The organism is Limosilactobacillus oris DSM 4864, assembly GCF_001434465.1.
GTDB lineage: Bacteria > Bacillota > Bacilli > Lactobacillales > Lactobacillaceae > Limosilactobacillus > Limosilactobacillus oris.
Map to the genome: position 1 here is coordinate 203,662 of NZ_AZGE01000001.1, position 20,472 is coordinate 224,133.

Genomic DNA, 20,472 nt, shown 5'->3' on the forward strand with positions numbered 1-20,472 from the left:
TAATTACCTCTTCCCTTAATACTGGTAAACCTTAGCTTCGTACGGCCGGAGCACGTCACCGGCATCGTCGGCGTAATTGCTGATTAACAGTTTGGCGTCGCTTGGCACATCATAGTGACGGGTCAGCCCCTGGTCAGTGTAGTTTAAGATAACCAACAATGTGGTGTCAGCGTTTTGCCGCAGGTAAGCATAAACTTCCTGGTCATCTTCATTGCCATCTACCAAGCGGTAGCTCCCGTTAGTGATGACCGGCAGTTCATGCCGTAGCTGAATGAGCTTCTGGTAGTAGTAGAAAATTGAGTTTGGATCCGCCAGCGCCTGGTCAACGTTGATGTACTTGTACGCCGGGTTGACCTTTTCCCACGGGGTGCCAGTCGTAAAGCCAGCGTTAGCAGAGGCATCCCACTGCATTGGCGTCCGGGCGTTGTCCCGACTGTGCTTAGCAATGTACTTCATCATCGTCTTACCGTCCAGGAGGTGCTGGTCGTCGACGAGCTGGTGGTAGGCGTTGATTGATTCAAGGTCGACGTAATCGTCGAGCTTCGGGAAGGCCGCGTTGGTCATCCCAATTTCTTCCCCCTCGTAAATGTATGGGGTTCCCTGCTGGAAGTGGAGCATCGTCGCTAACATCTTAGCGGACTTAACCCGGTATTCTTCGGTGCTATCGTCACCAAAGCGGGAAACTACCCGTGGCTGGTCATGGTTGTTCCAATAAAGGGAGTTCCAGGCCTTGCCAGCAAGTTTTTCCTGCCACTTGGTGAAGTTAGCCCGCAGGTCACTCAGTTTAGTCTTCTGGTCGTACCACTTACCCAACGCCGGATTCGGGTTGCCATCCAGGCCCATGTGTTCAAACTGGAAGACCATGTTTAGTTCCTTGTTGTCCAGGTCCGCGTACTTCTCAGCGTCTTCTGGTGTAGCTCCCGGCGTTTCACCCACGGTAATCATCTTGTGCTTACTCATGACATTCTTGTTCATTTCCTGCAAGAACTCGTGAATCCGGTGGCCATTGGCGACGAGCGGTTCAACGTTGGCGTACTTCTCATCCGCCGCCTTTTTACCGTCTGGCAGGCCCTCCGGCTTAGAAATTAGGTTGATGACGTCCATCCGGAAACCATCGACCCCCTTGGCAGCCCACCAGTTCATCATGTCATAGACACTGTGACGAACGTCTGGGTTCTCCCAGTTCAAATCTGGTTGCTGGGTAGCAAATAAGTGAAGGTAGTACTGGTCAGAATCCTGGTCATACTGCCAGGCCGAACCGGAGAAGTACGAACCCCAGTTATTTGGTTCGTGACCATCCTTACCATCCCGCCAGATGTAGTAGTCACGGTACTTGTTGTCCTTCCCCTTCTTCGCTTCCTGGAACCAGTGGTGCTGGTCCGAAGTGTGGTTGACTACCAGGTCCATGACCAATTTCATTCCCCGCTGGTGGATGCCATCAATCAGCTCCTGAAAATCAGCCATGTCACCGAGGGTTGGATTAATCGCCTGATAATCACTAATGTCGTAGCCATTATCTACCTGGGGCGACTTGTAAATCGGGTTAAGCCAAATGACGTCGACACCCAGTTTTTGTAAGTAATCCAGCCGGTTGATAATCCCGCGCAGGTCACCAACCCCGTCACCGTTGCTATCCTGAAAACTCTTCGGGTAGATTTGATAAACAACTGAATTATTCCACCAATGTTTGTTCTCCATGAAATAACACCTTTCAATCCAATGATTTCACTGCAATCGTTTACATTGACTATCTTAGCACGTTTTTATTTATATGCAAGCGGTTACACGATAATGATATGAAAACGAGTACATTTTGATTGCTAAAAGACATTATTGGTGAAATGTGTTTATAATAGAGATAATTCCTTAAACTTAAAGAAGGTTCTGGTATGTTAATTAATTTGATTAGTATTCTCTTAATGGCCGGATTCATCTACGCCCTCGTGGCTAATTTTCGGCGGGGCAACTATGCCTACTCCTTCGTCATGTACGTCGGGGCCGTTATTTTCTATGCCAACTTTTACCACCGCCTAGCACACGGCTGGGCCTTCTGGGTCATGCTCCTAATGATCCTGCTTTCGGCTTCCCTGGCGATTCTGTTTGTCTACCGGGCAATCGAGTGCCAGGATAACCGCCACCATTATTGGGGTGCCGTCGCCCTCAGCGCCCTGACCCTGTTGCTGGCATTGTTATTTAGCTTGGTTCTCTAAACTACTAATAATTAAGAGCATTCGAAAAGCGCCTAAGACCGGCTAACAAGTCGATTTTAGGCGCTTAGCTATAATTTGGAAGCAGTTATCAGCAGTGCTAACGCTTATTACTGCCGGGCCTCATAAATCAAGTGCTTATTCATAAACTCTTCAATTCCGTAGCTACTGAGTTCACGACCATAGCCGGAATTCTTCACTCCGCCAAACGGAAGCTCCGGTAATGATGCCCAGCCGGCGTTGATCCAGCTCATCCCAGTTTCAATCTGAGCAGCTACTCGTTCAGCATGTTCATAGTTTTGGCTAAAGACCGTGTTTCCTAAACCATAACTGGAATTATTAGCCAGCTCAATTGCCTCTTCTTCGGACTTGACTTTGTACACTGATGCCACCGGTCCAAACATTTCGGTATCAAAGAGCGGGTTAGCTGGCGTAATGTCCGTTAAAATTGTTGGCATAAAGAACTGCCCAGCAAGTGCTACCGGCTGGTTCCCGTAGTAAACTTTGGCACCGTTGGCAACGGCTAAGTCAACTTGGCCTTGAAGTTTTTCCTTGGCTTTCTTTGAAGATAGTGGTGCCAAAGTTGTTGATGGATCGAGCGGGTCCCCCATCTTAACCTTAGAAAAGGCGTCCTTCATTATTTCTAAGAAGTGGTCGTAATCTTTTTCTAATACGATAAACCGCTTGGATGATGTACATACCTGCCCCGCATTATAGAGGCGCGCAGCCGGAGCAACCTTTTCAACAAGGTCCCAATCGGCATCGTCCAGAATGATAAAGGCATCGTTGCCACCCAGTTCCATCGTATTCTTCTTTAAGTTAGCCCCGGCTTCCTTAGCAACCGTTGCTCCACCCCGTTCAGAACCAGTTAAGCAGACTCCAGCAACCCGTTTATCCGCGATTGCCCGATTTACTTGGTCGTACGACAAGAAAAGGTTTGTTAAACTACCAGCAGGCGCCCCGGCTTCCTTAACAGCGTCCGCAAAGGCCTGCGCCGATGCCGGACAATTGGATGCGTCTTTTAGAATCATTGGGTTGCCAACGATAAAGTTTGGAATAAACACCCGAGCGATTTGGTAAAACGGAAAGTTCCATGGTTCGACCGCGACAAGCGTACCCAGGGACTGCTTGATTACTTTTGCCCGTCCGCTGGTCGTCGCAATTATCTCTGGTGCTAAAAACTGATCGGCATTCGCTACATAGTAATCACAGAAGGACGCACAAAGGTCCACTTCCCCTTCTGCCTCGCCGATTAACTTTCCCATGTCTCTCGTCATAATTGCTGCGTACTCTTCCCGCCGTTCACGGAGAAGCCGACCAAGGTTCAAGATCACCCGCTTGCGCTCTTCCAGCTTGTTATCCCTTCGCCATTCTAAGTACAACTGGTGGGCAGTTGCCAGCGTTTGCTCCAGCTCTTCATCGGTCGTATTTTCAAATGTTTGTTCAACTTCATTGGTATATGGATTAATTGTTTGATATGCCATAACGCTTCCTCCTTTTTACTAAGCGCTTACATTTTATAACTAACCCCTAGACCAATTCAACTAATCCACCTTTGATTTTCTTAAACACTATTCGCTAATTAAGTTCATCACATGGCGATAATTAGGCTATGACGGTCATTTCGTCCCGCTCACAATTTTCAGCTAGACCAATTTGTGAAGCTATTTTTTATCTTTGAAAGTCGTGTAAAAAACAAACCGGCTTCTAAAATTCCTCAATTCCAGGAATCTTAGAGCCGGTTATTTCTTTGCGTTCTCGGCAAATTTAGCAGTCGTGAGCCGTCCCCTGCTGGGTAGCTCCAGGGGTACCGCTGTAATCGATCACTTCCAGGTTGTCGGTTAAGATCCCCTTTCGACTGACCAGGGGCAGTGTGAAGAGGTGACGATTAAAACGAACCTCCATCTCCTCCTCAAACTGGGGAAGGGATTCGCCCTTAATTAAAATGGGGCCAACGTTGGAATCAATCTGCCGGTCATAGTCAGGCACGGCCAAGTCCTTGTCAACGAAGAGCAGCTGGTAGCCGCTGTCCAAGGAGCAGTTGCCAACCGCGGAAAAAGGACCGACCCCGTCATCGTAGTCCAGCAAAATCTTCTTTGCCGGGCTCAGGTACCGCTTAATTCGTTGTAAGGCGTCGTCAGTAAAGGTTACGTTCATTCTTGTCACCCTTTCTCGTAGTTTACACTTACTATTTTACAGACAGACGGAATAAAGTAAAATTTCCTGCTCAGCCCCGTTTGATCTAGGAAAACGATACACTAATTTTAATTTTACGGTTGACACCGCTTCCAGGAGTGAGTATATTATTTGGTGTAACGATAAACCAAAACGCTTTCATAAAAACTGAGGAGGAGATTGCATTGAACTACTTAATTGGTGTGGACGTTGGAACTACGAGCACGAAAGCCGTCCTCTATGACGAACACGCTCACGTGATCGACCAGTTTACCCAGGGCTACCCACTCTACCGGGACAGCAACGGGATGGCAGAGCAGGATCCGGAAAAAATGGTGGCCGCCGTTGAACAGGTCATCCACGATGCTGGCCAACAGATTGATTTCGCTAACGAAAAATTGTTAGCGGTTTCGTTCTCTAGTGCCAACCAGAGTTTAATTTTACTGGATGAACACTTCCAGCCCCAGTCCCGGGTAATCACCTGGGCGGATACCCGGGCCCGGAACGCCGCCGACCAATTAAAGCGGTCGCCGCTGGGAAAACAACTCTACGCTAAAACCGGGACGCCAATTCACCCGATGTCCCCCCTGACCAAGCTCCTGTGGCTCAAAGACACGGCACCAGAAAGGCTAGCTGCTGCCAGCTACTTTGGCGACATCAAGTCCTACCTCTTCTACCGCTTCTTTAACAGCTTCAAGGTTGACATCTCAATCGCCTCCTGCACGGGGATGATGAACATCAACAGCGGGGACTGGGACCCAACTGCCCTGGAACTGACGGGGGTTAAGAAGGACCAGCTACCGGAAATCGTCAACGGGACCACCCAGGCAAGCGGCCTGACGAACGAAGCCGTTGCCCAGATGGGCATTCCGGCGGAGACCCCGTTCGTTTACGGCGCCTTTGACGGGGCCCTTTCCAACCTTGGCGTCGGGGCCATCCAGCAGGACACGGTCGCCATCACCATCGGAACTTCTGCGGGGGTCCGGGTTATCACCGACCACCCAGTAATCGACCCCCAAGAGCGGCTCTTCTGCTATGCCGTCGATAACGGCCTCTGGGTAGTCGGCGGGCCGCTTAACAACGGTGGGGACGTCTACCAGTGGGCTGTTGAACACCTGGTGACCCCGAGTGCCGTTCAAAACGAGCAAACCGACCCGTTCACCCTCGCCAATCGGGTGATTGAGGGTGAACCAGCGGGGGCCAATGGGCTGATTTTCCTTCCATTTCTCGGGGGTGAACGGGCCCCACTCTGGGATGCCAACGCCCGGGGCTCCTTCTTTGGTCTTAATAACCTTCACACCCGGGCCGATATGCTCCGGGCCGTCATGGAAGGAATCTGCATGAACATTGCGACGGTCTACCAGGCAGTCTGCGATCTGGTCGGCCAGCCAAAGAGTGTGACCGCAACCGGCGGCTTTGCCCGGGCTGAAGTTTGGCGGCAGATGCTCGCCGACGTCCTTAACTGCCCGGTCAACATCCCTGAATCATTCGAGTCCGGCTGCCTCGGCGCCATCACGATGGCGATGAAGAGCCTGGGGATGGTTGACAGCCTGAGCGCGGTCCAGGACTTTATCGGTGAAGAGAAGTCTTACCAGCCGGTCCCGGAAACCGTCACTGTTTACCAAAAGTACCTGCCGCTCTTCCAACAGGTCGAGGGACTATTATCACCGGCCTACTCCACGATTGCAAAATTGCAGCGAAAATAACTAAAAGGAGAATGTTACTATGCCATTATTAATTGTTTTAATCGGCGTCATCCTGCTGATCTTCATGATTGTCAAGCTGAAGCTCAACACCTTCGTCGCCTTAGTTATCACTTCATTCATTGTTGCCCTGATGCTGGGCCTGCCACTGACTAAAATTCCAACAACAATTGAAACTGGGATCGGCGGCCAACTAGGGCACCTAGCAATTATCTTCGGTTTTGGGTCTATGCTGGGCCAGCTGGTTTCCGATGCCGGTGGTGGTTACCGGATTGCTACGACCCTGATCGACAAATTTGGGCGGCGCTGGATCCAAGTTGCCGTCATCCTGGCCTCCTTCATCATCGGTCTGGCCCTCTTCTTTGAAGTCGGCCTGGTCGTAGTGCTGCCAATTATCTTTATTATCGCCCGGGAACTGGATATGCCACTGATGTACCTGGGGATTCCGATGGCTGCCACTTTGAACGTCACCCACGCCTTCCTGCCACCGCACCCGGCACCAACTGCCATTTCTGATATTCTTGGCGCCAGCCTGGGGCACGTCCTCCTGCTCGGGATCATCGCCGCGATTCCAACCATCATCATTGCCGGGCCGGTCTTCAACTGGTTCCTCCACAAGGTCTACCCACAGGTTTACCGCAAGAACATCGATATTTCCGTTTTGGGCGACTACAAGGAATTCAAGCTCGACGAGACACCTAAGTTTGGCATTTCAGTTTTGACCGCCATGATGCCGGTAATCCTGATTGCCATCGCTACCATCTGCTCATTCATCTTCCCTAAGAGCAACCCGGTCAACGAATTCATCCAATTCGTCGGGGCTCCTGACCTGGCAATGCTGCTTTCATTAATTTTTGCCATCTTTACCATGGGTCTGCACCGGAACAAGACGATGAACCAGATTACCGACTCGATGGTTTTGTCCATCAAGCAAATTTCCGTTATGCTGCTGATTATCGGTGGTGGGGGTGCCTTCAAGCAGGTCCTGGTCGACGGGGGGATTTCCAAGTACATCTCCAGTCTGTTCGCCCAGACTAACATCTCACCAATCCTCGCCGCATGGCTGATTACCGCCCTGCTCCGGGTTTCCCTTGGTTCCTCGACCGTTGCCGCGATGACCGCGGCCGGTCTGGTGGCCCCAATGGCACACCAATTCGGTTCCAACTCCGCGATGGCTGCCCTGATGGTACTGAGTGTTGGTGCCGGTTCCGTCTTCTGTGACCACGTCAACGACGCCGGGTTCTGGATGATCAAGGAATACTTCGGCCTTTCCCTCAAGGAAACCCTGCTTTCCTGGTCAACTCTGACCTCCGTCCTGGCGATTGCCGGACTGGGTTCGGTCTACGCCATCTCACTGTTTGTTTAAGTTCAGCTAAAAAAGGCGTCACTAGCTAGTGACGCCTTTTTGCTGGTTTGTTATGCTTATACTATAACTACTTGTGTAAGGATGATAAAGTTTTATGAGCCAACGTGTAACCATCGGCGATGTTGCCAAGCAGGCCGGTGTTTCCGTAACCACAGTTTCCCGGATTATTAACGGTCACTACGAAAAGATGCGGCCGGCCACCAGAGAGCGGGTGGAAGCAGTCATTGACCAGCTGCACTTTGTCCCCACTGCTTCCGCCCAGCGCCTGCGCCAAGACCAGGGCCACGTTATCGGCGTCCTGGTTGGGGACATTGCTAACCACTTCTCCTCCTTGCTAGCGAAAGGGATTGACGATGTCCTCAAACAGGCTGGCTACGATATCCTCTTAGTAAATACCAACAATGACCAGGCAACCGAAAAGCGGGCGCTGCAAAGGCTCTACCAGCAGCAGGTCGACGGACTGATCATCCAGCCGGACGCCCGCCACTTTAAGCAGTTTGCGGGGATGGTCAAGCGTAAGGTTCCGTTGGTAATCGTCGACCGGGAAATTGACGACTTGCCCCTAGGTGTTGCCGCCATTACCAGCGCCAACCGGGACGCCTGTTTCCGGCTCGGCAAACACCTGGTCGAGCATGGCTATGATAATGTTTTGGCAATCAGCGCGCACTTTGCCGAGGCGTCGGGGCAAATTCCCCGCCTGGCTGGATTAGAGGCCGCCGCGACTGAGTACGGCTTAACCTTCCGCAACTTGGAAACACGGGGGCACGACCGCCGCTGGCTGGCGGACCACTTCACCCATGAGCTCGCCCAGCTACCCGGTAAGACAGCGGTGATTTCGTTAATGGGGCCGGTCCTGTTCGACCTCCTCGCGATTTTCCAGCAATACCACCTGACTTTCCCCGATGATTTTGGCCTAATTAGCTTTGATGACTGGGAATGGTCGCAGTTCGTAGCTAACGGTATCTACCTGCTCAAACAAGACATGGAGCTAATGGGCAACCTCGCCGCCCAGCGCCTTCTCCAGCAAATTGAGCAGCGCCGGGTAGACGGCTCCACCACCCTGCTCCCGGTCGAAATCGTCGACCGTCCCTCAATTTAAAAAATCGTGAGAGTGAGAAAAAACACCGAAAATCGGCAGGCAGCTGATTTTCGGTGTTTGTCTTTCGACGCGAAGCTAGCCTCTGGGAACCTCCGCAAGGATGGCTAGGTTGGTCAAATGCTGATTTATCAGCGTTTGAACTGCCAGCCAGCTACTGCGCTGAGGCATCATTATCTATAAGGTAACTAAGAGGTTGAGTTAATTCCTAGCCTCACGATTTTTATTTTACCAGTTAGTTCAAATTAGCCTTCGAAAGCGTCCGTCAATGGTGGAACCACTTGCTTCTTCCGGGAAACAACGCCTGGCAGGTTCATCCGGTGGTTGTCGCCCAGCTTGTGGTTGAAGGCCTGTTCAACCTTCTCTGTATCGTCACCGATGACCAGCAGTTCGGAATCACTGTTCAGGATGTTAGTAGCAATCAGGATGAAGACCTGGTAGCCGTTAGCGTCCATCAATTCACGCATCTTCTTTTCCAGGTCGGCTTGGCGCTTGAAAACGTCATCCAGTTCAACCGCGTTGACCTGGCCGATCCGCAGCTTGGTACCGCCCAGTTCAAAGGTCTTGGCGTCACCGTCAACGATGTCCGCGTCAGACTTGGCGTCAACGTCGGCCCCGGCCTTCAGCATTTCCACACCGTACTTCTCGTAGTCGTCAACCCCGGCAATCTTTGCCAGGTGTTCAACGGCTTCCCGGTCATGGTCAGTCGTCGTTGGTGAGTTTAAGAGCAGGGTGTCAGAAATGATTGCGGACAGCATCATTCCAGCCAGGTTCGCTGGAATATCAATGTGCTTTTCCTGGAACATTTCAGTCAGGATGGTTGACACACAGCCGTATGGCCGAAAGTTAGCCCACAGCGGTTGAGCAGTGTTAAAGTTGGCGATCCGGTGGTGGTCAACCAAGTGGGTAACAGTGAGCTTGTCAATGTCGCTAACACTTTGCTGTGGTTCGTTGTGGTCAACCAGCATTACCTTGTCAACTTCGTTTGCCGCAGTCTTGATAACCCGGGGTGCCTTCATGCCAAACTTGTTCAGGGCAAACTGGGTTTCCGCGTTTGGTTCACCCAGGGCAACGGCTTCCGTCTCGTATCCCAATTGATTTTGGAAGTATGAGTATGCCATGGCCGCAGTGATGGCATCAGTATCTGGCTTTTGGTGTCCAAAGACTAATTCTTTTTCCATAAAGTAATTCCTCCAATTTATCCCCCACCGGTCCAACACCCGGCGGCAGGATTATTCATTCACTATTCTATCATGATTCCGGTAATGGTGCGGGCAATTAGTGGATTATTTCTGCCCGGTGCCGGTGAAAGTAATCCCTCGCCACCGTCCACATGACCGCATGCTGCTGGTTAAAAAAGCGGGGTGGCTGCCCATCCAGCGGGAAGCGGGCCGTCCGTACCGTTTCCGTAGCCTTGACCGGGTAACTATTCTGCTCAAGTTCCCGGACTAGGTAGAAAGCATTGACGGGCTGCACCTGGTCCCCATTCGGGTAAGTATATAAGTCACCGTCCTGGAGTTTCAGGAGCTTCACCGGTGCCACCACTACCCCGGCGTCTTCTTTAAATTCCCGGACGACGGTCTGACCAAAGCTTTCGCCATAATCCATGTAGCCGCCGGGGAACCCCCAATCACCGGTGTCCGCCCGCTCCTGCAAGAGAATAGCACCATCTTTGTCAATCAAGGCTCCCGACGCACTGGTTAAAATCAAGGGCCGGTGGCCAACTAGGGCCCGCAAGTCTGCAATATACGCCATCAAGCATCCCTCCTAGGAATTATGATTCTGCCGCGCCTGGTCAAGGTAGGATTGCCAGTAGAGCTGGCAGCTGACCATCCACAACAGCTTATCCAGAGCGGCCTTCTCATCCGAGTCATCGGTTCCAATCGGGGCTAGGTCGGGGCGTAAGCCAAAGACATACTGGTAGTCTTCTTCCAGGCGGGCGCAAAAGTAGTCGTAGGCCGCGGCGAGGTCGTGGTTCCGTGCCTGGACTTGCAGTAAAAAGCGCAGGTCGTCAAAGGTAGCGACCCGCCGGCACGCCGCCATAAAAATCAAAGCAGCAAGTTGGTCCCGGTCATATTGCCGCTGGTGGGAATGACCAACAATCCCCCGCTTTACGTAACTGCTAACGGTCCCCGTGGAAATGTGCAGGGGTGCCAGGCCATCAAAGGTCTGGTTTAAATAGCGGGTTACCTGTTCTAAGTAGAGTCCTAGTCGTGGTAAATCGTCGTAGCGCGGCATAATCAGCTCCTGGGTCGCACTCCGCATTTGCCGTCTGATAATTCCCATCAAATCACCCCTCTAAATTCCGCGACTTTAATGTTAGTTCCGCAGGAGCGGCTCCTGCTCCCCTTCATGGAGGATATTGGTTTCTTTAACCCGGATTTTGACCGGCGTCCCTTGAGTTTCAGTATCAATTACAAAGGTGCCGTTCGACTTAATAGAACCAAGATGGTGGTCAGCAACCGCCACGTCTTGGAATTGTGGCCGATCAGTAATAACCTCAAAGGTCCCCGCAAAGTCAGCGTCATAGGCCAAAAAGTCCGCGATCTTGTGCGGGTGACTCTTGAGTCGGTGCAGGACCAGCTCGCCACGCCGGGCCCGGGCACCGACCGCAATCTCGTCAATCGGCATTTCCTTAAAGGCCCCACGCTGAGTAATTGAGGCGACCCGTTGACCATCCTTAACCAATACCAGGTCAGCCAAAGCATCGTCATCCTTTAAATTAATCGCTCGTACACCGGCCGTGCGCAGTCCCGTAACTGGGACGTCGGCTACATCAAAGCGGACCGCATACCCTTCCCGGCTGATCGCCAGGAGGGAGCGGTTTTCATCCGTCGGTTCGTAGTAGTCCACGCTGATTACCGTCGCATCCTTACTCTTGAGCTTCACCGCCATGCTGGCATGACTCTTGTAGCGAGAACCAGGCTGGTAGTCCTTGTAAGCAGACTGTTTAACCTGGCCGTCAGACGTCCCGAAAATAAAGGACCCTGGCAGGTCAAGTTTATCAAAGACCATCGCCTTGATAATTTCCTCGTTCTCCGCAAGGCCGATCGTCTGTGAAATATGCTCCCCGGTATCCTTCCAGCGAACGTCCGCTAGTTCGTGAACCGGCCGGTAAATCACGTGGCCCCGGTTCGTAAACATGAAGAGGTGGGCTAATGTATTGGTCTGGGTAATCAGCAGCGGGTAGTCGTCCTCCCGCAGGCCATCTTCGTCCAGTGAGGAGGCCTTAAAGGACCGGATACTGCTCCGCTTGATGTAGCCAGCATGGGAAACAAGCACCACCACGTCTTCGTTAGCCACCGTGACCTTGGTGTCGATTTCCAGTTTCTCAACCTGGTTCTCAATTTGGGTACGCCTTGGGTTGCCAAACTCCTTCTTGACCGCCTGCATTTCCCGGCGAACAACCTTTGACAATTCTTCATCGTCGCTCAGGATCAGCTGGTATTCGTCAATCAGGTCGGTCAGGTGCTGCTGTTCATCCTCCAGCTCCGTGACGTCGGTGTTGGTCAACCGGTACAGCTGCAGGGTTACGATTGCTTCGGCCTGGACATCGGTAAAGGCGTACTGGTCAATCAGGTTCTGCTTGGCGTCCTTCCGGTTCTTGCTGGCCCGGATAGTCTTAATGACCTGGTCGAGGATGGACAAGGCCTTGATTAACCCCTCGACAATATGAAGCCGACGCTGGGCCTTATCAAGGTTATAGCTGGTCCGCCGGCGGACGACTTCTTTTTGAAAGGCCAGGTAAGAGGTCAGAATGTGCTTCAAACCGACCCGCATTGGCCGCTGGTCATCAATTGCCACCATATTGAAGTTGTAGTTGATCTGCAGATCAGTGTTTTTCAAAAGGTAGTTTAAGATCCCGTTGGCATTAGTGTTCCGCTTGAGCTCAATTGCGATCCGCAAGCCGCTCCGGTCGGTTTCATCCCGCGCTTCAACGATTCCTTCCACCTTCTTGGCTAAGCGGAGGTCGTTAATCCGTTTAACCAGCTGGGCCTTGTTGACTTCGTACGGAATCTCCGTCACGTTAATCTGCTGGCGCCCGCCGCGCAGGGTTTCGATTTCTGTCTTGGCCCGGACAACGATCCGGCCGCGGCCGGTCTGGTAGGCTTTCTTGATGCCATCAGCCCCCTGCACAATCCCGCCGGTCGGGAAGTCGGGACCGGGGATAAACTCCATCAGCTTCTCTAAGCTAGCGTCAGGGTGCTTGATGAGGTAGATCAAGGCATCGAGTACCTCGCCCAGGTTGTGGGTCGGGATTTCGGTCGCATAACCAGCGGAAATCCCGGTTGCCCCGTTGACCAGCAGGTTGGGAATCCGGGCCGGCAAGACGGTCGGTTCCTTTTCGGTATCATCGAAGTTCAGGGTCATTTCGACCGTGTCCTTGTCAATATCCTGGAGCATCAGGCCGGCAATTTTGCTTAGCCGGGCCTCAGTATACCGCATTGCCGCGGCGGGGTCCCCATCCATCGAACCGTTATTACCGTGCATTTCTACCAGTGGTTCACGGAGCTTCCAATCCTGACTAAGGCGAACGAGGGCCTCATAAATCGAACTGTCCCCGTGGGGGTGAAAGTTCCCCATGACGTTACCGACGGACTTGGCGGACTTCCGAAAGCCCTTGTCATAGGTATTGCCATCCTTATTCATCGCGTATAGGATCCGCCGTTGAACCGGCTTGAGGCCATCACGGATATCTGGCAGGGCCCGTTCCTGAATGATGGATTTTGAATAACGGCCGAACCGCTCACCCATGAGCCGTTCAAGCGACATTGTTTCAATTTTTGCGTCTCTCACGAAACTGATTCCTTCCTCTCACTTATTGGTTAAGGTGCTTTTTGCTGGCAACTAACTCATCGGATTCCTGGTCATCACTCAGGGTAAATTGAACGTTTTCTTCAATCCACTCCCGCCGTGGTTCCACTTTATTCCCCATCAGGGTCGTCACCCGCCGTTCTGCCAGCTCAGCGTCTTCAATCCGTACCCGGATCAGCGTCCGCGTTTCCGGATTCATCGTTGTTTCCCAGAGCTGGTCGGCATTCATTTCCCCCAGCCCCTTAAACCGCTGCAACTGGGCCGTCTTGCCCATCCGTTTGGTCAGCTTAGTCAGTTCATCGTTGGTCCAGGCGTAGGTAATCTTCGTCTTCGCGCCCTTTCCCTGCTGGAGACGGTAGAGAGGTGGCAGGGCAATGTAGACCTTGCCCGCCTCGATCATCGGCCGCATATACTTGTAGAAGAAGGTCAGCAGGAGGATTTGAATGTGGGCCCCATCATCATCGGCATCGGTCATGATAATGATCTTGTCGTAGTTGGAGTCGTCAACGTCAAATTCGGATCCGGCACCGGCACCAACGGTATAGATGATTGTGTTCAGCTCCTCGTTTTTCAGCACGTCGTCGAGCTTCGCCTTTTCAGTGTTCAGCACCTTTCCACGAAGGGGCAGGATTGCCTGGTACTTCCGGTCACGGCCTTGCTTAGCCGACCCGCCGGCAGAATCCCCTTCGACCAGGAAGAGTTCATTCTTGTTAGCGTTCTTCGACTGGGCAGGGGTGAGCTTACCGGACAGGTTTCGTTCCTTCCGGCTCTTCCGCTTGCCACCCCGGGCCTGGTTGCGGGCCTTCCGCGCCGCCTCCCGGGCTTCCCGAGCTTTGAGTGCCTTTCTGATTAGCATCTGGGCGAAGTCGCCATTTTCCATCAAGGCATAGTTGAGCTGCTCGCTGACGATCGTATCGACGATTTTGCGAGCTTCCGGTGTTCCCAGCTTATCCTTGGTCTGGCCTTCAAACTGGAGGAGCCGTTCTGGAATGCGGACTGAGATGACCGCCGTCAGCCCCTCCCGGACGTCGCTACCCTCGAGGTTTTTATCGTTAGCCTTCAGGAGGCCAACCCGTTTGGCATACTCATTAAAGGTCTTGGTCCAGGCGCTGCGAAATCCTGCTTCGTGGGTCCCACCATCTGGCGTCCGCACATTGTTGACAAAGGAGAGTAGGTTTTCGGAATAACCGTCATTGTACTGGGCAGCGACTTCGACCTCGACCCCTTGATCCTTACCATCAAAGTAAAGGGTCTTGCCCAGGGTGTCTTTCCCCTCGTTGAGGTAGGAAACGAACTCCTGGATTCCGTCATTAAATTGGAAGACGTTTTCCTGCTCCTGGCCCGGACGCTTGTCAGTCAGGACAATCTTGATTCCCTTGAGCAGGAATGCCGATTCCCGCAGACGGTTTGCTAAAGTATTATAGTCGTAAGTTGTGGTTGTGAAAATGGCCGGATCCGGCTTAAAGGTTACAGTTGTCCCGCTATCCGCCCGGGTCTTGCCCAGCTTTTTCAGGGTCCCAACTGGTTGCCCACCATTCTTAAATTTTTCCTGGTAGCGAACATGGTCCCGCACAATCGTCAACGTTAAGTTGGTTGATAGGGCGTTCACTACCGAGGCCCCGACCCCGTGCAGACCACCAGAGGTCTTGTAGCCATCGGCCTGGCCAAACTTACCACCAGCATGAAGGACCGTCATGATAACTTCTGGCGTGGGTTTACCCGAGGCGTGCATCCCCACGGGCATCCCCCGACCATGGTCCTGAACCGTAATCGAATTGTCGGCCTCAATGGTCACGTTGATTTCGTCACCATAGCCAGAAAGAGCTTCATCCACCGCGTTATCGACGATTTCGTAAACTAAGTGGTGCAGCCCCCGGCTATCGGTCGAGCCGATATACATTCCCGGCCGCTTGCGAACGGCTTCCAGACCCTTCAAGACCTGGATTGATGATTCATCGTATTTTACTTTCTTCGTGGTCACAAAATGACCTCCCATATCGCGTTTTGAACAGATGTTCGATAGTTGAATTTTATCATGACTGCTAGTGCTTGGCAATCCTAGCCAGCAGCGCCGATAAATTGTTACAATATTGATAATAACTCAAATTAAAGCTATTTCGCAAACTCCAATCTCATTTTTAGTCTGAGAAACTACCGCCAGACTAGAATTCATGGTATCCTAATACTTTGACAAGCACATTATTGAGGTGAATTAAAGATGACGTTCGAAATATGGGGGATGATTATCATCGCCTACTTGCTCGGTTCTATCCCGTCAGGCTTATGGATCGGGCGTATTTTCTACCACAAGGACATTCGAAAGCTGGGAAGTGGCAACATCGGTACTACTAATACCTTCCGTACGCTAGGCCCGGCAGCTGGGACCGTCGTCCTCTTCATGGACGTCCTCAAGGGAACGCTGGCTGCCAGTCAGCCCTACCTGCTGGGGGTTAGCCACAGTGTCAACCCGCTGCTGATTGGGCTCTTCGCCTCACTCGGCCACACGGTTTCCATTTTCGACCACTTTCACGGCGGCAAAGCGGTGGCGACCAGCGCAGGGATCTTGCTGGCATATAACCCGCCGCTCTTTGGCATTGCCTGCCTGATTTTTATCGGCACCCTTCTCCTGTCGTCGATGGCGAGTGCTGCCAGCATCGTCGGGATCACCTCAATTTTCATCATTGCCCTTTGTGAGCGAGACCTGGTTCTCTCACTCGTCGCTGGTATTCTGACAGTTCTGGTAGTCTACCGGCACAAGGGAAATATTAAGCGAATCATCACCGGCAAAGAGTCGATGGTTCACTTTGGACTGGGGCATTACCTGCGAGAAAAGAACCGTGAGAAATAGAAGTTAGTGTTTGAACGCATAACTAACAGCAATTGGAAAAGGGAAGCAAAATCCAAACCAGATTTTGCTTCCCTTTTTTGTTGATTACTAGCTTGTTTAGAATGGCTTGATACTAAAGTGGTACTGCTTGCTTGCACCAGGTGCCAACCGCGACATCCCCTGCTTATGAAGAAGCAGGCCGTCTGCCGCGACGTTATCGGCAATTCCCCACCAGGGCTCGATGCAGGCAAAATTAGCCTTGGCCGGGTAGGCTGACCAAAGTCCCACGTATTGGGTTTCCTTAGTTGAAACGGTCACTCCATGATCCGTTGCCAAGTCGGTCAGCGTCGCCGCAAAGTCCATTCCCCCGGTCTTAAAAATAATTGCATCATGGGCAAACAACTGGTGGTCAAGATTGAAGCCGGTGGTCATGTCAATCAGTCGTGGGTGTCCAGAATCGTTATAGGGTCCCTCCAGGACAATCCGGGAATATTCCTCCGCCGGGCTAACCGTAAACTTAATATTATTAAAATCTCCGGTTGGTGTTAACGGCATATTAAAGCCGGGATGAGCCCCAATCGCGTAAATTAATGAACGGTCTGCCGGATTAATGACCTCATAGCTTACCTGGAGCTGGGCGGCAACTAATTGGTAGTGGACCCGTAAAATAAATTCAAAGGGAAAAACCTGCCGCGTCTCGTCATCAGAGCGCTGTTCCAGCACTACCTGATTATCATCTTGGTTAACCACCGCGAACTGCCGGTCCCGGGCAAAACCGTGCTGACCCTGGTGATAAGTTTGGTGGTCAAACTCATACTGGTCATCCTTCAACCGGCCAACGAACGGGAAAAGAATGGGCGCTTGCCGTCCCCAACTACGAGCATCTCCTTGCCAGAGGTATTCCAGCCCATTGTCCCGGCGTTTAATACTGTGCAGTTGGGCACCGAGTTCATTAATTTCAACCGCTAATAAGACGTCATTTTGCAGAGTAATCATCGTGTTTCTCCCTTTCATTGATAAACGTTTAACACCTAGTATATACAAACCCTTTCCCTTGCACAATAGCAGAATTACGAAGCGCTTTCAATTCTTTCAAAGTAAAAACCAGTAAAACTTTTATCGCCAAGTTTTACTGGTTTTACCTTATTTCTGAACGGCTTCTTCGTAATCACCGTTTGGACAAATAACCTGTTTGCCCCCCTTGACCTTCTTTTCAACTAAGAAGTGACCATCCTTAGGGCAATCACGGCCAATTGGGCGGTCCCAGGAAACAAAGTCACAGTCAGGATAGCGGGAGCACCCGTAGAAGACCCGGTTCTTCTTGGACTTCCGTTCCACGACCGTTCCCTGCTTGCAGACCGGGCAGGTCACCCCGGTATCCTTGACGATGGCCTTGGTATTACGGCAGTTAGGGAAGCGCGAGCAGGCGTAAAACTTACCGTACCGGCCCATTTTGACGACCATTGGCGCTCCACAAATATCACAATCGATGCCGGCAAGCTCATCCTTCATCTGAATCTTGGCAACCTGCTCTTCGGCATTATGGACTTCCTTAGAGAATGGCTGGTAGAAGCTGTCGACCACCTTAATCCAGTTTTGTTTTCCTTCTTCGACTTGGTCTAGTTCACCCTCGACGTCCGCCGTAAACTGGGCGTTAACGATGTCGGGGAACTGTTTTTCAATAATCTTATTGACAATTTCCCCCAGTTCCGTCGGTTCAAAGTGCCGGGATACGAGCCGAACATAGTACCGCCGCTGGATTGTGTCCAGGGTCGGTGCGTAAGTCGATGGCCGGCCGACCCCATTGCTTTCCAAGGTCTTGATGAGGGCCGCTTCTGTGTAACGAGCCGGTGGCTGGGTAAAGTGCTGGGCCGGATCATCACTGACCATTTGCACTTGGTCCCCCTCATTCAATTCGGGAAGAACGTTATCCTTATCATCGCCCCGCTTGTAGACCTTGGTAAAGCCTGGGAACTTGACCTTGGAACCATTAGCACGGAAGTCAACCCCATTCTGTTCCAGGTTGACGTTCATCGTATCAATTACTTCAGGGGTCATCTGACTGGCGACAAAGCGTGCCCAAATCAGGCTGTATAGCTTGTACTGGTCATTGGTCAGGTAGGGTTTCATTTTGGCTGGTGTTCGGTGAACCGAGGTTGGCCGAATTGCTTCGTGGGCGTCCTGAGCCCCTTCTGGCAATTTCCCTTTGACCGGCTTGACCGCCGCGTATTCACCACCATACTGCTCATGAATAAATTGCGAGGCCTCGTGCTTAGCAATCGAGGCAATTCGGGTGGAGTCCGTCCGCATATAGGTGATGAGGCCGACAGGGGCTCCCTGCTTAATGTCAATTCCTTCATAAAGCATCTGCGCAGCCATCATCGTCTTCCGGGTCCGGAAATTTAGCCGCCGGTTAGCGTCCTGCTGCATCGTTGACGTTGTGTACGGCGGTTGTGGTTGGCGCCGCCGTTCCTTCCGCGTGACCTTGGTAATAGCAAAGTCCTGCTTCTTATCGAGCTTGCTCAAGATCCGTTGAACATCCTCGTTATTACTGAGCTTGACCTTCTTATCATTTTCACCGTAGAAGGCAGCGGTAAACTTATCCCGGCCGTGCTTAAATTCGGCGTCAATCGTCCAGTACTCTTCGGGTTTGAAATTACGGATTTCATTTTCCCGTTGGATAATCAGGTTAAGGGCAACGGACTGCACCCGGCCGGCACTCAGTCCCTTCTTAACCTTCTTCCACAGGATTGGACTGATGGAATAACCCACTAACCGGTCCAGCACCCGCCGTGCCTGTTGGGCATCAACCAGGTCCATGTTAATAGTCCGCGGTTCCTTAAAAGCGTTCTTAACCGCATCCTTGGTAATTTCGTTAAAGGTTACCCGGTTCTTCTGGTCATCATCTAGTTTCAAAATATTGGAAACGTGCCAGGCAATTGCTTCCCCCTCCCGGTCGGGGTCAGATGCCAGGTAGACCGCCTTAGCGTTCTTCGCATCCTTACGCAACTCCTTAATGACGTCACCCTTCCCCCGGATGGAAATATAGTCAGGCTGGTAGTCGTGTTCAATATCGACCCCCATCCGGCTCTTCGGCAAGTCGCGAACGTGGCCTAGACTAGCAACGACCTTATAGGAGCGCCCCAAAAAGCGGCCGATCGTTTTAGCCTTCGACGGTGATTCGACAATTACAAGATTTTTCTTCACTTTTGAACGGCGCCGCGTCGTCTTCTTTTTCGTCGCGGTAGCCTTCGTTGTTTTTTTAGCGGTTTTGGTTGCCATAAACAGGCTCCTCACATTTAATATTTTTTCTTCATTAATACATATCTATTATTACATGGAACAGTACTCTGTCAAATGTAAAAATTGATTTTATGGTAATTTCATAATAAATGCAAGGTTCACGCTTAATCAAAGTAAGAACTCGTCCAAAATATCCTGAACCCGAAGAATCGGTTTGGCACCGGCCGCAATCAGCTCGTTACACCCCATTGACCGGCTAGTGTCGATTCGACCGGGAACCGCACAGACGGTCCTGTTTTCCTCCAGGGCTAAATTAGCGGTGATCAAACTCCCGCTGCGCTTCTTGGCCTCAATTACCAGCACGGTTGAGGCTAAGCCCGCAATAATCCTGTTGCGCTCTGGAAAATGGTAGGCCAGGGGCGGCTCGCCGCGACCATACTCGGAGAGAACTAAGCCACGCTGGGCCACTGTTTCCTGCAACTGCCGGTTTTCGGTGGGATATACCCGATCCAGGCCACAACCGACTACTCCAATGGTCGGGCCGTCATTGGCCAGGGCGAGCCGGTGACTCATCCCGTCAACCCCCTTGGCAAGGCCGCTTACAACAGTAACCTGCCGCTTGGCAAGCTGGGGAATCAGCCCCCGTAAGACCGTTTCCCCGTAATTAGACATGTCCCGGGTACCAACTACTGCCAAGAGTGGATTTTTGAGCAATTCCAAGCGCCCAGTATAAAACAAAACTAGGGGCGGACAGTAGGTCTCCCGCAGCTGGTCCGGGTAGTCATCATCCACAATCGTAATATAAGGAAAACGCTGGTTATACTCCACCGCCGCGGCAAGCTGGTCACTAGCCCAGTTGTTCAGCAGTGCCTCCTGCGAACTCGGACCAAGCTGAGTCCACTGCGCCAGTGCCTTGAGGTCGGTAAAGCAGTGGTGCTGGCTGGTGGCCTGCCACAAGCGGACCTTGCTGACCTGACCAATCCCGCGGCATAAATTTAACTGTAATAAGAATTTTCGAATCGACATCATAAAAAAGCCTC

At 51.9% G+C, this 20,472-nt stretch carries 16 protein-coding genes; 5 read left to right on the forward strand and 11 right to left on the reverse strand.

The features are described 5' to 3' along the window. Window positions 1–15 precede the first annotated feature (15 nt). Window positions 16–1,698, reverse strand: coding sequence for a glycoside hydrolase family 13 protein (locus FC49_RS01045; protein ID WP_056983825.1), 1,683 nt, complete (start codon window positions 1,696–1,698; stop codon window positions 16–18). 191 nt (window positions 1,699–1,889) lie between these two features. Between FC49_RS01045 and FC49_RS01050 the strand changes: the two genes are divergently transcribed. Next, window positions 1,890–2,210 (forward strand): hypothetical protein, encoded by a 321-nt coding sequence (locus FC49_RS01050; protein WP_003711875.1) that lies wholly within the window; start codon window positions 1,890–1,892, stop codon window positions 2,208–2,210. A 107-nt stretch (window positions 2,211–2,317) separates the two neighbouring features. On the opposite strand, the gene FC49_RS01055 is transcribed toward FC49_RS01050, so the two are convergent. Next, window positions 2,318–3,691: an NAD-dependent succinate-semialdehyde dehydrogenase gene (locus FC49_RS01055; RefSeq protein WP_003714835.1), complete on the reverse strand. Its 1,374-nt coding sequence runs from the start codon at window positions 3,689–3,691 to the stop codon at window positions 2,318–2,320. 283 nt (window positions 3,692–3,974) lie between these two features. Next, complete coding sequence (locus FC49_RS01060; protein WP_003711854.1) at window positions 3,975–4,364, reverse strand: iron-sulfur cluster biosynthesis family protein; 390 nt, start codon at window positions 4,362–4,364, stop codon at window positions 3,975–3,977. A 203-nt stretch (window positions 4,365–4,567) separates the two neighbouring features. Between FC49_RS01060 and FC49_RS01065 the strand changes: the two genes are divergently transcribed. From FC49_RS01065 to FC49_RS01075, 3 genes are all read left to right on the forward strand, one after another. Continuing rightward, complete coding sequence (locus FC49_RS01065; protein ID WP_056983827.1) at window positions 4,568–6,088, forward strand: gluconokinase; 1,521 nt, start codon at window positions 4,568–4,570, stop codon at window positions 6,086–6,088. A 19-nt stretch (window positions 6,089–6,107) separates the two neighbouring features. Next, window positions 6,108–7,451, forward strand: a complete 1,344-nt coding sequence (locus tag FC49_RS01070) for a gluconate:H+ symporter (RefSeq protein WP_003711901.1) — start codon at window positions 6,108–6,110, stop codon at window positions 7,449–7,451. Window positions 7,452–7,545: 94 nt separating this feature from the next. After that, a complete protein-coding gene (locus FC49_RS01075; RefSeq protein ID WP_003711825.1) occupies window positions 7,546–8,550 on the forward strand; it encodes a LacI family DNA-binding transcriptional regulator in 1,005 nt (334 codons plus the stop codon). Between the two features lie 242 nt (window positions 8,551–8,792). Here FC49_RS01075 and FC49_RS01080 read toward each other — a convergent pair whose 3' ends face one another. The 5 genes from FC49_RS01080 to parE all read right to left on the reverse strand — a co-directional run bounded on the left by FC49_RS01080 (window position 8,793) and on the right by parE (window position 15,358). Beyond that, entirely contained in the window at window positions 8,793–9,728 is a 936-nt protein-coding gene (locus FC49_RS01080) for a manganese-dependent inorganic pyrophosphatase (protein WP_003711820.1), read from the reverse strand. A gap of 97 nt (window positions 9,729–9,825) precedes the next feature. Next, window positions 9,826–10,302, reverse strand: a complete 477-nt coding sequence (locus tag FC49_RS01085) for an NUDIX hydrolase (RefSeq protein WP_056983829.1) — start codon at window positions 10,300–10,302, stop codon at window positions 9,826–9,828. A 12-nt stretch (window positions 10,303–10,314) separates the two neighbouring features. Continuing rightward, window positions 10,315–10,833, reverse strand: coding sequence for a DUF1836 domain-containing protein (locus FC49_RS01090; protein ID WP_056983831.1), 519 nt, complete (start codon window positions 10,831–10,833; stop codon window positions 10,315–10,317). Window positions 10,834–10,866: 33 nt separating this feature from the next. Continuing rightward, window positions 10,867–13,344, reverse strand: a complete 2,478-nt coding sequence (gene parC / locus FC49_RS01095) for a DNA topoisomerase IV subunit A (protein ID WP_056983834.1) — start codon at window positions 13,342–13,344, stop codon at window positions 10,867–10,869. A gap of 22 nt (window positions 13,345–13,366) precedes the next feature. Further along, on the reverse strand, window positions 13,367–15,358 hold the full coding sequence (parE, locus tag FC49_RS01100) for a DNA topoisomerase IV subunit B (RefSeq protein ID WP_056983835.1): 1,992 nt from the start codon (window positions 15,356–15,358) through the stop codon (window positions 13,367–13,369). 222 nt (window positions 15,359–15,580) lie between these two features. Between parE and plsY the strand changes: the two genes are divergently transcribed. Beyond that, window positions 15,581–16,210, forward strand: coding sequence for a glycerol-3-phosphate 1-O-acyltransferase PlsY (gene plsY, locus FC49_RS01105; protein ID WP_003711846.1), 630 nt, complete (start codon window positions 15,581–15,583; stop codon window positions 16,208–16,210). A 96-nt stretch (window positions 16,211–16,306) separates the two neighbouring features. Here plsY and FC49_RS01110 read toward each other — a convergent pair whose 3' ends face one another. The 3 genes from FC49_RS01110 to dprA all read right to left on the reverse strand — a co-directional run bounded on the left by FC49_RS01110 (window position 16,307) and on the right by dprA (window position 20,461). Continuing rightward, entirely contained in the window at window positions 16,307–17,185 is an 879-nt protein-coding gene (locus FC49_RS01110; protein WP_056983837.1) for an aldose 1-epimerase family protein, read from the reverse strand. A gap of 147 nt (window positions 17,186–17,332) precedes the next feature. Further along, window positions 17,333–19,471 carry a type I DNA topoisomerase gene (topA, locus tag FC49_RS01115; protein WP_056983839.1) on the reverse strand — a complete coding sequence of 713 codons (2,139 nt, stop codon included), beginning with the start codon at window positions 19,469–19,471 and terminating at the stop codon, window positions 17,333–17,335. 129 nt (window positions 19,472–19,600) lie between these two features. Further along, entirely contained in the window at window positions 19,601–20,461 is an 861-nt protein-coding gene (dprA, locus tag FC49_RS01120) for a DNA-processing protein DprA (protein ID WP_056983841.1), read from the reverse strand. Window positions 20,462–20,472 lie beyond the last annotated feature (11 nt).